This is a genomic window from Gordonibacter sp. RACS_AR49, assembly GCF_030418435.1.
Lineage (GTDB): Bacteria > Actinomycetota > Coriobacteriia > Coriobacteriales > Eggerthellaceae > Gordonibacter > Gordonibacter urolithinfaciens.
Map to the genome: position 1 here is coordinate 153,712 of NZ_JAIUDM010000001.1, position 13,481 is coordinate 167,192.

The 13,481-nt window shown below is 67.2% G+C and carries 6 protein-coding genes; 1 reads left to right on the forward strand and 5 read right to left on the reverse strand.

Features of this window, described 5'->3' with window-relative positions:
• Nucleotides 1–69: 69 nt before the first annotated feature.
• From LB310_RS00625 to LB310_RS00635, 3 genes are all read right to left on the reverse strand, one after another.
• Nucleotides 70–4,491, reverse strand: coding sequence for a DNA-directed RNA polymerase subunit beta' (locus LB310_RS00625; protein WP_301154033.1), 4,422 nt, complete (start codon nt 4,489–4,491; stop codon nt 70–72).
• The gene (locus tag LB310_RS00630; RefSeq protein ID WP_087191070.1) at nt 4,492–8,031 is read right to left on the reverse strand and encodes a DNA-directed RNA polymerase subunit beta; all 3,540 of its coding nucleotides are present in this window, start codon (nt 8,029–8,031) and stop codon (nt 4,492–4,494) included.
• Nucleotides 8,032–8,864: 833 nt separating this feature from the next.
• Nucleotides 8,865–9,791 (reverse strand): DUF2156 domain-containing protein, encoded by a 927-nt coding sequence (locus tag LB310_RS00635; protein WP_301154035.1) that lies wholly within the window; start codon nt 9,789–9,791, stop codon nt 8,865–8,867.
• A 176-nt stretch (nt 9,792–9,967) separates the two neighbouring features.
• Here LB310_RS00635 and LB310_RS00640 point away from each other — a divergent pair, with 176 nt between their 5' ends.
• Nucleotides 9,968–11,605, forward strand: coding sequence for a diguanylate cyclase (locus LB310_RS00640; protein ID WP_087191068.1), 1,638 nt, complete (start codon nt 9,968–9,970; stop codon nt 11,603–11,605).
• Between the two features lie 74 nt (nt 11,606–11,679).
• On the opposite strand, the gene LB310_RS00645 is transcribed toward LB310_RS00640, so the two are convergent.
• The gene (locus tag LB310_RS00645) at nt 11,680–12,531 is read right to left on the reverse strand and encodes a DUF4097 family beta strand repeat-containing protein (RefSeq protein WP_087191139.1); all 852 of its coding nucleotides are present in this window, start codon (nt 12,529–12,531) and stop codon (nt 11,680–11,682) included.
• Between the two features lie 15 nt (nt 12,532–12,546).
• Nucleotides 12,547–13,413, reverse strand: coding sequence for a helix-turn-helix transcriptional regulator (locus tag LB310_RS00650; RefSeq protein WP_087191067.1), 867 nt, complete (start codon nt 13,411–13,413; stop codon nt 12,547–12,549).
• Between the last annotated feature and the right edge of the window lie 68 nt (nt 13,414–13,481).

The window sequence follows — 13,481 nt, forward strand, 5'->3', positions numbered from 1 at the left end:
CCTTTCGATCTCTTGAACCTGACAGGGCGCCGCATGAAGAGGGGGCGCGCCTTGGCGCGCCCCCGATTGCTACTCTTCGATGTCGTCGTCCTCGGCATCTTCGGAGGAGGATTCCTCGTCCTCCTTGGTGGCCAGGCCGAAGCCGAGCGAGCCCACGGAGCCCAGCAGGGCGTCCAGCTCCTCCAGGTTGCGCTGGTAGGAGCGGGGCGGCAGGGCCTCGCCCAGCATGTCCTCGCCCTCGGTGTTGAAGGTCGGGGGCTCGTCGCCGCCGATGAGGATGGTGTCGTCAGGCGAGAACACCATATCCAAGAGCTGCGACATGTCGTCGCTCGTGGCGGCGAGGTCGTCCTCGATCACGTGCGAGAGGCCGCGTTCCGCCAACCCCTCCTTCAGCTCCTCGATGGCCTTCACGCCGATGCCCTCGATGCGCAGCAGGTCCTCCTCGGTGTGGCCCACGAGGTCGGCCACCGTCTCGATGCCCGCCTCGCTGAACTTGTTGGCCCAGCGCTGCGACACGCCCAGGTCGTCGTAGATGTACAGGCGCGCGTCCTCGTCGGACAGCTGAGGGCCACGGTGCCCGAGCGACAGGCCGCTGTAGTAGCTGCCGTAGTTCGTGCCCATGTTGAGGTAGCCGTCGCCGTCAAGCGACCAGTCCTGCGGCTGGGGCAGCAGCTCCTCGATCTCGCGGAGCGCCTCAGGGGCGAAGTCGGGCAGGTTCTCGCCCTGCACGCCGGAAACCGGGCGGCCCTTGTAGGTGAGCCCCACCTCGCGGTAGCGCGGAAGGCCCGTGCCCGCCGGGATGGGCTTGCCGATGATGACGTTCTCCTTGAGGCCGGCCAGGTGGTCGGTCTTGCCCTCGATGGCGGCATCGGTGAGCACCTTGGTGGTCTCCTGGAAGGAGGCCGCCGACAGGAACGAGTCCGTGGCGAGCGACGCCTTGGTGATGCCCAGCAAGAGCGGCTGGCCCACGGGCGGCTCCTTGCCCTCGGCGATGAGGCGGTTGGCCTCGTCCTCGAACTCGAAGCGGTTGACCTGGCGGCCCGGCAGGTAGTCGGAGTCGCCGGCGTCCGTCACGGCCACCTTGCGCAGCATCTGGCGCGAGATGACCTCGATGTGCTTGTCGTTGATGTCCACGCCCTGGCTCACGTACACGCCCTGGACCTGGCTCACGATGTAGCGCAGCGTGGTGTTCGGGTCGGTGAGGCGCAGCAGGTCGTGCGGGTTCACCGAGCCCTTGGTGAGCTGCTGGCCCACGTGTACCTCGCACCCGTCCGTCACGCCAGGCAGCATCTGGGCGCGGGCGCTCACCACGTACTCGCGGAAGTTGCCCTGCTGGTCGTGGATCGTGAGGGTCTTGGACTGCTTGTCGCCCGCGATCTGCAGCGTGCCGGAGATCTCCGCGAGCACCGCAAGGCCCTTGGGCTTGCGCGCCTCGAACAGCTCCTGGACACGGGGAAGACCGTGGGTGATGTCCTCGCCGGCGACGCCGCCGGTGTGGAACGTGCGCATGGTGAGCTGGGTGCCCGGCTCGCCGATGGACTGGGCTGCGATGATGCCCACCGCCGTGCCGATATTCACCGGGCGGCTCGTGGCGAGGTCCCAGCCATAGCACTTCTGGCACACGCCATGCTCGGCATGGCAGGTCATGACCGTGCGGATGACCACCGTGTCGATGCCGGCCTCGTCCATGGCGCGCAGCTGGTCCATGCGCTCCACGTACTCGCCCGCGGCCAGTACTACCGTGCCGTCGGCGCCCTTGGCGTCCTCCAGCAGGCAGCGGCCGATGAGGTTGTCGTCCACCTCGCCCTTGTCGTTGTGCAGCGGGTAGGGCACGCCGTCGGTCGTCCCGCAGTCGATCTCGCGGATGATGACGTCCTGGGCCACGTCCACCAGGCGGCGGGTCAGGTAGCCCGAGTCGGCGGTACGCAGCGCGGTGTCGGCGAGGCCCTTGCGGGCGCCGTGCGTGGAGATGAAGTACTCCAGAACCGACAGGCCCTCGCGGAAGTTCGCCTTGATGGGTCGGTCGATGATCTCGCCCTTCGGGTCGGACATCAGGCCGCGCATGCCGGCCAGCTGGCGGATCTGCTTGATGTTGCCTCGGGCGCCGGAGAACGCCATCATGTAGATGGGGTTGAACTTGTCGAAGTTCTCGGCCATGGCCTCGCCGACCTCTTCGTTGGCGGCGTTCCAGATGTCCACGACCTGCTTGTGGCGCTCCTCCTGGCTCATGAGGCCCATCTCGTAGTCCTCGTCGATGGCCGCGACCTTCTCGTCGGCGGCCGCCAGGATCTCTCCCTTGTTCGGCGGCACCGTGGCGTCGTACACCGACACGGTGACGCCGGCGCGCGTGGCGTAGTGGAAGCCCGCGTCCTTGAGGCCGTCCAGGATAGGCGGCACGCTGGACAGCTCGTAGCGGTTGCACACGTCCTCCACGAGACGGCTGATCTCCTTCTTGTTCATCTCGTAGTTGAGGTACGGGTAGTCCTCGGGCAGCACGTTGTTGAACGTGATGCGGCCGATGGTGGTCTCGATGCGCTCGCCGGCCTCGTGGTCCTCGAACGTGTTATACGCCGTGGCCACCTGCGTGTCCTTGGAAAGGCGCACCCAGATCTTGGCCTGCAGGTCCAGCTCGGCTCGCGCGTCGTAGGCGTTCATGGCGTCGTCGAAGTCGATGAACGCGCGGCCCTCGCCCTCGAAGCCGTCGCGGGCGGCCGTGAGGTAGTACAGGCCGATGATCATGTCCTGCGTGGGCACGGTCAGCGGACGGCCGTGGGCCGGCGACTTGATGTTGTTGGCGGAGAGCATGAGCACGCGGGCCTCGGCCTGCGCCTCGGCGCCCAACGGCACGTGCACGGCCATCTGGTCGCCGTCGAAGTCGGCGTTGAAGGCGGTGCAGACCAGCGGGTGCAGCTTGATGGCCTTGCCCTCGACCAGCACCGGCTCGAAGGCCTGGATGCCCAGGCGGTGCAGCGTGGGGGCGCGGTTCAGCAGCACGGGGTGTTCCGTGATGACCTCTTCGAGCACGTCCCACACGTAGCTGGCGCCGCGGTCCACGGAGCGCTTGGCCGCCTTGATGTTGGCGGCGTACTCAAGCTCCACCAGGCGCTTCATGACGAAGGGCTTGAACAGCTCCAACGCCATCTGGCTCGGCAGGCCGCACTGGTGCAGCTTCAGCTGCGGGCCCACGACGATGACCGAACGGCCGGAGTAGTCCACGCGCTTGCCCAGCAGGTTCTGGCGGAAGCGGCCCTGCTTGCCCTTGAGCATGTCGGAGAGCGACTTCAGCGGGCGGTTGCCCGGGCCTGTGACGGGGCGGCCGCGGCGGCCGTTGTCGAACAGGCTGTCGACGGCCTCCTGCAGCATGCGCTTCTCGTTGTTGACGATGATCTCGGGAGCGCCCAGGTCCAGCAGGCGCTTCAGGCGGTTGTTGCGGTTGATGACGCGGCGGTACAGGTCGTTGAGGTCGCTCGTGGCGAAGCGGCCGCCGTCCAGCTGCACCATGGGGCGCAGGTCGGGCGGGATGACCGGGATGACATCCAGGATCATGTCCGTGGGCTTGTTCGTGGACTTCAGGAACGCGTCGACCACCTTGAGGCGCTTGATGGCCTTGGCGCGCTTCTGTCCCTTGCCGTTGGCGATGGTCTCGCGCAGCTCCTCGGCCACGGCGGCCAGGTCCATGGCGTCCAGCAGATCGCGCACGGACTCGGCGCCCATGCCGCCCGTGAAGTAGTCGCGGTAGTTCAGGCGCATCTCGCGGTAGAGGGCCTCGTCGGGCACGAGCTGCTTCGGCTCGATCTTCATGAAGGCGTCGAACGCGTCCTGGCGCAGGGCCTTGCGCTCGTTGAACTCCTCGTAGATGTCGGCGATCTCCTCGTCGACCTCCTCGGGCGTCAGGCGCTCGTCCTCGTCGACCTCGTCCACGAAGTCGTCGTCCTCGGGCACGTAGCTCGTGGACAGCTTGCGCGTGGCCTCGATGAGGCGGTCGCGCTCGGCGTCCAGCTCCTCGAGGTCGGCGGCCAGCTCGTCGCGCAGCTCGTCGGCGTCCTCCTCGCGGGCCTCCTTGTCAACCGAGGTCACGATGGAGGAGGCGAAGTACAGCACCTTCTCCAGCTCTTTCGGCGGGATGTCCAGCAGGTAGCCCAGGCGCGAGGGCGAGCCCTTGAAGTACCAGATATGGCTCACCGGCGCGGCCAGCTCGATGTGGCCCATGCGCTCGCGGCGCACTTTGCTGCGCGTGACCTCCACGCCGCAGCGCTCGCACACGATGCCCTTGAAGCGCACGCGCTTGTACTTGCCGCAGGCGCACTCCCAGTCCTTCGTGGGGCCGAAGATCTTCTCGCAGAACAGGCCGTCCTTCTCGGGCTTGAGCGTGCGGTAGTTGATGGTCTCGGGCTTCTTCACCTCGCCGCGCGACCAGCCGCGCACGTCCTCGGCGTTGGCAAGCGAAATACGCAGGGCGTCGAAATTGGTAACGTCGAATTCCGTCGTCATCTATCGCTCCTCCCCATCCCCGATGAGGTCGTTCGTTCCATTGTCGTCAGAGATGTCTCCCATGAGCTCTCCCAGTTCGGCGGCGATGTCGTCGAGAGCGTTCGCCGCATCTTCCTCGGTCTTGCGCGCGTCGGCCGCGATGGCCTCGAACAGCGCGCGGTCTCCGTCTTCCTGCCCCTCGGACTCCACCGTCACGTCGATGGTCTGGTGGTCGTGGCCCTCGAGCTCCACGTTCAGGCACAGGGACTTCATTTCCTTCACCAGCACCTTGAAGGACTCGGGCACCTCGGCGGCCGGGATGTTCTCGCCCTTGACGATGGACTCGTAGGACTTGACGCGGCCGGCGGTGTCGTCGGACTTCACGGTGAGGATCTCCTGCAGCACGTTGGACGCGCCGTAGGCGTAGAGCGCCCACACTTCCATCTCGCCGAAGCGCTGGCCGCCGAACTGCGCCTTGCCGCCCAGCGGCTGCTGGGTGATCAGGCTGTAGGGGCCGGTGGAGCGGGCGTGGATCTTGTCGTCGACCATGTGGCCGAGCTTCAGGATGTAGCTCTGGCCGACCGTGATGGGCTCGCGGAACTTCTCGCCCGTGCGGCCGTCGTAGAGCCACGTCTTGCCCGTGCGGGACAGCTGCGGCACGAACTCGTCGCGCGCCTTGTCGCCGTACTTGGCGTGGTTGATGTTGATGAGGTTGCGGTTCGCCTTCTCGATGGCATCGGAGATCTCGCGCTCCGTGGCGCCGTCGAACACGGGCGTGGCCACGTGCATCGGGCCCTCGACCACGGCGTCCGTCTCCTCCGCGTCGTCCCAGCCCCACTTCGCGGCCCAGCCCAGGTGGTTCTCCAGCAGCTGGCCCACGTTCATACGGGAGGGAACGCCGAGCGGGTTCAGGATGACGTCGATGGGGGTGCCGTCGGCCAGGTAGGGCATGTCCTCCAGCGGCAGCACGCGGGAGATGACGCCCTTGTTGCCGTGGCGGCCGGACAGCTTGTCGCCCTGCTGCACCTTGCGCTTCTGCGCCACGTAGATGCGCACGAGCTCGTTCACGCCGGGGGCCAGCTCGTCGCCGGCCGCGCGGCTGAAGCGCGCCATGCCGATGACGCGGCCGCCGGAGCCGTGGGGCACCTTGAGGGACGTGTCGCGCACCTCGCGGGCCTTCTCGCCGAAGATGGCGCGCAGCAGGCGCTCCTCGGCCGTGAGCTCCGTCTCGCCCTTCGGCGTGACCTTGCCCACCAGCACGTCGCCCGGGAACACCTCGGCGCCCACGCGGATGATGCCGTCGGCGTCCAGGTCGGAGATCATGTCGTCGGAGATGTTCGGGATCTCGCGGGTGATCTCCTCGGGGCCGAGCTTCGTGTCGCGCGCGTCGATCTCGTACTCGGAGATATGGATGGACGTGAGCAGGTCCTCGGACACCACGCGCTCGGACACGATGATGGCATCCTCGTAGTTGTAGCCTTCCCACGGCATGTAGGCCACCATGAGGTTCTGGCCGAGCGCGAGCTCGCCGCCGTCGCAGCTGGGGCCGTCGGCCAGCACGTCGCCCTTCTGCACCTCGTCGCCCTTGCGCACGATCGGGCGGTGGTTGATGCAGCCCGACTGGTTGGAGCGCTGGAACTTCGGCACGAGGTACTCGTCGTACTCGCCGTCGTCGTTCAGGATGATGATGGTCTGGCCGTCCACGTAGTCCACGACGCCCGGGTTCTGGGCGACGAGGATCTCGCCGGAGTCCACCGCGATGCGATGCTCGATGCCGGTGCCCACGAGCGGCGCGTTCGGGCGCAGCAGCGGCACGGCCTGGCGCTGCATGTTCGAGCCCATGAGGGCGCGGTTCGCGTCGTCGTGCTCGAGGAACGGGATGAGCGAGGTTGCCACCGACACCATCTGGCGCGGGGACACGTCCATGTAGTTCACCTGGCTGGGCGGCAGCTCGTCGGGCTCGCCGAACACGCCGTTGGCGTCCTTCGTGCGGCAGAGCACGCGGGCAGCCACATGGAACTCGCCGTTCTCGTCGAACGTGCCGAACTGGCGCGTCTCGGGGTCGAACAGGTCGTTCGCCTGGGCGATGACGTAGTTCTCCTCCTCGTCGGCCGTGAGGTAGTCCACGTCGTCGGTGACCTTGCCGTCCACGACGCGGCGGTACGGGGTCTCGATGAAGCCGTAGGGGTTGATGCGGGCGTAGGTTGCCAGCGAGCCGATGAGGCCGATGTTCGGGCCTTCAGGCGTCTCGATGGGGCACATACGGCCGTAGTGGGACGTATGGACGTCGCGCACCTCGAAGCCGGCGCGCTCGCGGGACAGGCCGCCCGGGCCGAGGGCCGACAGGCGGCGCTTGTGCGTGATGCCGGCGGCGGGGTTCGTCTGGTCCATGAACTGGGACAGCTGCGAGGAGCCGAAGAACTCCTTGATGGCCGCCACGATGGGGCGGATGTTCACCAGGGACTGCGGCGTGATCTCGTCGGGCTCCTGCATGCTCATGCGCTCGCGCACGACGCGCTCCATGCGAGACAGGCCGATGCGGAACTGGTTCTGGATGAGCTCGCCCACCGTGCGGATGCGGCGGTTGCCGAAGTGGTCGATGTCGTCGGTCTGGAAGTCCTCGGCGCCGGCGTGCAGGCCCACGATGTACTGCATCGTGCGCACGATGTCGTCGTCGGTGAGCGTGGAGGCCTCGTAGTCCGGGTCGAAGCCCAGCTTCTTGTTGATCTTGTAGCGGCCGACCTTCGCCAGGTCGTAGCGCTGCGGGTTGAAGAACAGGCCCTCGAGGAGCGTGCGGGCGGAGTCGATGGTGGGCGGCTCGCCGGGACGGAAGCGCTTGTACAGCTCGATGAGCGACTCCTCCTTCGTGGTGGCCGGGTCGCGGTCGAGCGTGCGCAGCACCATCTCGTCGGAGCCGAGGAGCTCGATGATCTCCTCGCGCGTCTCGGCCAGGCCGAGGGCGCGCACGAGCAGCGTGGCCGGCTGCTTGCGCTTGCGGTCGATGCGCACGGACAGGATGTCGCGCTTGTCGGTCTCGAACTCGAGCCACGCACCGCGGCTCGGGATGACCTTCGCGTTGTAGATGGTCTTGTCGGACGTCTTGTCGCGCTCGGCGGCGAAGTAGACGCCCGGGGAGCGCACGAGCTGGGACACAACGACGCGCTCGGTGCCGTTGATGATGAAGGTGCCGCGCGGCGTCATGAGCGGGAAGTCGCCCATGAACACGTCCTGCTCCTTGATCTCGCCCGTCTCGCGGTTGATGAAGCGGATCTCCACGAACAGCGGCGCCTGGTAGGAGACGTCCTTCTCCTTGCACTCGTCCACCGTGTACTTGGGCTCGCCGAACTCGTGCTTGCCGAACTCGACGCACATGTCCTTCGTCGAGTTCTCGATGGGGCTGATGTCGTGGAAGGCCTGCGCGAGGCCCTCGCCCTTGAAAAACTCGAAGCTGTCGGTCTGGATGGCTATGAGGTTGGGGACGTCCATGACGTCCGGAATCTTGGCGAAGCTGCGGCGGTTCCTGTAAAGGCTGGTGGGAGCGCTGTTTTTTGCTTGGGCCACGAGGCTTTTCCTCCTTCAAGAAAATCCGTGAAACTGCGAAAAGTCGCAATTTCTAAAAATACTTCGGTTGTCAAGAGGTGTCAAGGAAAATTTTTACGAACTGTGGTGATTTGCTGTAGTTTCATGGGTTTAGCTGGGGAAATGGCGAGGAAACTTTTTGGTGGCGCGAAGGGTTTCGGTGCGTTGCGCACGCCCGCCGAGCGGAAGGTCGAAAGCGCGGGTGCATGCGGGGAGGGGCGAGCGGCGCATCGGGAGGACTCGGGGGGAGGTGACCGCATGCGCCGGGGCGGTCCCCTGCACGCGAGCAATCGGCCGGCGATTCACTGATAGGGGCGTCTCTGCGCGTATGTGGCCGGCCAGCGGGGTGTCTCAGCGCTGTGCGGGAGCTTCTGTACGAGGTGTCTCTGCGCGCATGCGGCCGGCTGACGGGAGGGGCGTTTCCGCTCGCGTGCGGCCGGCCGGCGGGGCGTCTTCGCGCCGTGCGGGAGCTTCTGCACGAGGTGTCCTCTTTTTCGGCGGGTTTTGCCAAAATATGGACGGTTTGGCAATCTCGACCCTATCGTTTCGCTTGCAAATCGCAGACGCTTTTCAAGCCTTTTAAAGTTTCACCAGTTCAGATAGCAGATGAGCGCTGTAAGCCAGAGGAGCACGCTGTGGTCGATTGCCAAACCGGTCCGTTATTGACGCTTGACAGCCTCTGGGCCGACATGCGCTCGCGACCGCACGTTCCGCCTTCTCTAATGGGCGCCCCGTGCGATGGCGTGAGATCAAGCAGGATGCGGCTTGAAGCGGAATACGACCCGCGGCGCACCGCGAAATCGGCAGGACGCAGCCTACCCGGAGCACTGCGCCGCCTCGTCCGCCGGGGTTGCCTGGTAGCGCTCCAGCAACTCGCAGGGCTGGTAGCTCAGCTTGTTCTCGCGCAGGCCGGGAAGGCCCAGGTCCTCCTCAAGGTTGAGGTACTCGGCGCGGGGGGCCACGGTGCGGGCCAGCTCGCGCAGGAGGGCGCGCCAGATATAGCGGAAGTCCAGGTTGCCCTTGAGCACCATGACGTCGAAGGCGCCGCCAGGCAGGAGGGACCCGTAGGCGTAGCCCTGCACGTCGCCGGCGATGCGCAGCAGGATGCCCTCCAGGCCCAAGGCCTCGAAATGGTCCAGGTCGAGCGCGATCTTGCGGTGTTCCAACTCCAGGGGGTGCTCCTCGGTGCCGCGGCGGCGGCTCCCGTCGTGCCAGGCCTGCTGGAACGCGCGCAGCTCATCGAGGCAGGCGGGGACAATGGGCTCGAAGGACACCTCATCGCCGTAGAGCTGGAAGAACTTGTTCGTCTCGCGGCGCTTCTTCGCGAGCGCCGGACCCGCGTAGGCGGCGATGTCCCGAGTGCGGTAGAGGTAGTCGGCGAAGGCGCGGTCGGTGGAAAATGCGAACATGCCGGACAGCGCCTCCTCGAGGCGCTGGCGCTGCGAGGGAGTGACGCCCACGAGCACGGGCCGCTCCCCCGTCCGGGCCGCCTCCTCCAGCAGGCGGCCGGCATCGGCGACGACGTCCTTCCCGCCGAGCGGCGGGTAGTATGCCACGGCCCCCGGAAGCCGGCGGGTCTGGCGCACGTGCAGCGCGCGCCCCTCGAGGCGAACCTCCGTGCCGTACTTCTCCGTAAGCGAGTACAGGTTGGCGAACCCGAGCGCGGAGTCGTTGCGCCCGAGCGGGGCAAGCACCTGATCGACGGCGTCTTTGTCGGCAAGCTGCAGCGTTCTGTATTCCATGGATCACTTTCCTCGGGGTTTCTCCTCAACGGTGCCGGCGGGCACCGGCACCCTAGTGTAGACGAATGCACCCCGGGGGAACAGCCTCAAGTTCGCAACGGCCACCGGCACCCTTCCCGCCCCCACGAGGCGGCGAAAGGGGGTACACTGTCAACCAACCGTAGAAAGGTCCTGCCATGTACCGCAAGACGCTGCGCATCAACCTGTTCGGCATCGAGCCGCCCGTGGAGGAGGCCCTGCGCCGCGCGGCGCCCCTCGATCGGTTCGAGCATGCAGTCGAGGCCTTCCCCACTGTGGACGGCGAGGCATTCTGCAGCTGCGACATCGCGGTCGTCGACCTGCGGCTCTTCGCCGGCTCGCCGGGCGGGGCCCGGCCGTCGCGCTGCCTTGCGGACCTCGCGGCGAGACGGCGCGAGCGGCTCGACACGTTCTACAGCGCCGTGGCGGTCGTAGCCGACGCCGCCGAGGCAGCGCGCTGGACGCCGGAGGACTACCGGGTGATCGACGCGCTGTGGACGGGCCCGCTCGACGGGACGCGGGCCGCATTCGAGCTCGCCCGGCTGCAACGGTCGGCGAAGCGCGACGCCGACCTGGCCCTCGCGCAGCAGTACCTCGACACCGCCATCGACTCCATCCCCGAGCTCGTGTGGTTCAAGGACGCGCACGGCGCCCACCTCAAGGTGAACGACGCGTTCTGCGAGACGGTGGGCAAGACGAAGGACCAGGTGGAAGGCCGAGGACACTACTATATATGGGACATCACGCCCGACGAGTACGCGCAGGGCGAGTTCGTGTGCCTGGAATCCGAGGAGGAGACCATGCGCTCGAACACGACGCTCCTGTTCGACGAGCAGGTGAAGACGAGAGGCGGCATGCGCCAGTTCAAGACGTACAAGACGCCGCTCATAGACTACGACGGCTCCGTCATGGGCACTGTCGGCGTGGCCCACGATGTGACGGACCTGGGAAACATCAGGACCGAGCTGGAGATATTCATCGACTCGATGCCCTACGCCGTCGTGGTGCTCGACAACGAGGGCGCCATCGTCAACATCAACGAGCGCGCCGAGGACTATTTCGACGTAAGACGCGAGCGCGTGGTAGGCGGCAACTTCGACCGCTGGCGGCGCATCGTGCTGGGCGATGCCGTGGTGGACGCGAACGATTTCGAGGATTCGTCCTTCTTCACGGCATCCATCCGCGGGGAGTCGAAGACGTTCGAGGTCAACGAGCGCGCCATCCTCGACGTGTTCGGCAACGCGACAGGGGTGCTGCGCATCTACCGCGACGTGACGAACGAGCGGAAACTCGAGCAGCGCGTGATAGCCGCCGCACGCACCGACTACCTGACCGGGCTGTACAACCGGCGCTACTTCTACGAGCACGTGGAGGAGCATCGCGGCAACCAGCCGGTCACGCTCATCACGTTCGACCTGGACGATTTCAAGAACATCAACGACCGCTACGGCCATGCGGCCGGCGACGCGGCACTCGGCATGACGGCGAAGATGCTGCGGGAGGCGTTTCCCGACGGGTTCGTGGTGCGCTGGGGCGGCGACGAGTTCGTGGTAGCGCTCATGGGAGAGCGGTCGACCGAGCGGACGGAGGCGACCGTGCGCGCGCTGCTCGCGGAGCTCGCGCACGAGTCCGCGGCAGACGGGAACGCCTGGGCGGTCACGGCGAGCGCCGGCATAGCCGCCACCGACGACCCAGGGCTGCCCATCGACGCCCTCATCAGAAAGAGCGACGAGGCGCTCTACCGCGCCAAGCGCGAGGGCGCCTCGCCGTGCGTGGCCGGCCCAGACCCGGCCTGAGGGACGGGCTGGTGGGATGCCAGCCGCAGCGCAAGGCCCCGGAGGGCCAGGCGATGAGTCCGGCACCTGCCTTGCTATGCCTTCTCCACCCTGAAGTCGCCGCTGGCCAGATGCACCTTTATGGCGGTGGAGCCGTCGCCGTGCACGTACGAGCCGCCTTGCTGCATGGTCTCGAAGGCGCTGGAGAAGCTGCCCGACGCCTTGCTGACCTTGGCCGTGAAGCCCGTGTCGGCAGGCAGGGCCACACTCACCTGGCCGCTGGCCAGATCCGAGTCCACCTGCCTCGGGGCCACGCCCTGGCAGACGACGTCCAGCTGGCCCGACGCCGTCTTCGTGCTCACGCGCTCGGAGAACGAGCCCTCGGCGCGCACCTGGCCGCTGGCCACGTCCACGTCGAGCGAGGCGGCGGCGAGGCCGTCTGCGTCGATCTCGCCCGACGCCAGCTTGAACCGGAGCGTGTCGCAGCCGATGCCGGCCACTCGGTAGTAGCCCGACGCGCCGTCGACGGTCACGGTGCCGAGGCTTTTCGCGTAACGCTCGGGGATGCGCACCTCGAGGCGCTTCTGCCCCAGCGCGAAACACGACCACCAGCTGCCGTAATCCACCTTGAGCGTGCCGCCGGACACGCTCCAGCGCATCTGCTGCGCCTTCGTAAGACCGGTGGGGGCCGTTTCCACGAGCTCGATAACGTCGCCTGCCCCGTCGTCGACCACCGAGATGTCCACCGAGCCGGCCGCCCAGCTGACGGACAGGTTCTTCACGCCGTTCGCGTCCACGCTTGCATTGCCCATTTCCGTTCCCCCTCCGAAGTAGATTCCCTGCGAGCATCCGCGCATCGACCCCACGCCCGCCACGGCAAACAGCAGCAGGGCCAACAAGACGATGAGCGCTATCTTGACATACGACGACCGGGTGAGCCTTGTCATGTTCACCACCCGCCCTTACCGGCGCCCGGCCCGATAGTTCGGGTCGTTCTCGATGATGCGGGCTATCCAGTAGTACAGAGGGATGGTGAGGAAGATCACCCAGGCAGGATGCCAGGCCCCGAAGAGGAACCCGACGAGCAGGAACAGGATGACGCACAGCACGGGATAAGGGAACGTCATCCACGGGCTGTGGCGACGGCGTCCGTCCGGCGCGTCGTAGGAGCCCGCCGGCTGCTGCGGCGGGACGGAGGCGCCGTAGCCGGGTTGCTGCACCGGCGCGTAGCCGTGCGGCGGAGGCGGCACGGGCGCGCCGGTGCAGGGATGCGGGGCGGGGCCGGTCGACCCCGCTGCCGCCGACGCGGCGTCCGGCTGGGATGGGGCTGCCGGGCGAGCACCCGCCTCGTGGAAGGGAGAGCCGGGCTGGCAGGCCGTCGCCGATGCCGCCGACTGCCGCGGAGCAGATGCAGGAGCCGACTGCTGGGCCGGCGCGGACGCCGTTTGCGACGTGGCCGGTTGCGTCGATTGCCGGGTTTCCGGACGGGCTGCCGCCTGGGCCGCAGCAGCCGCGGCGGCGGCAGTCGCGGCGGCTGCTGCGGCAGCCGTGGCAGCCTCGCGCGCCTCGACCTCGGCGGAGGCGGCACGGTCGGACGACTCGAACGTCACGTCGTCGGCGATGTCCGCCTCCACGCGCACGAGCTCGTCGAGCGTGACGCCGTACAGGTCGGCGAGCGCGATGAGGTTGCCCGTGTCGGGCGACGACTCGGCGCGCTCCCACTTCGACACGGCCTGGCGCGACAACCCCAGCCGCGCAGCCAGCTCTTCCTGGCTGAAGCCCTTCTCGCGCCTCATCTCGGCTAGGCGTTGGGCGATTTCGACGTTCATGAACGATCCCTTTCTCGGCGTTGGCGTCATGCGAACCTCTTTCTCGCCCTCCAGTGTGCGGTAGCGTG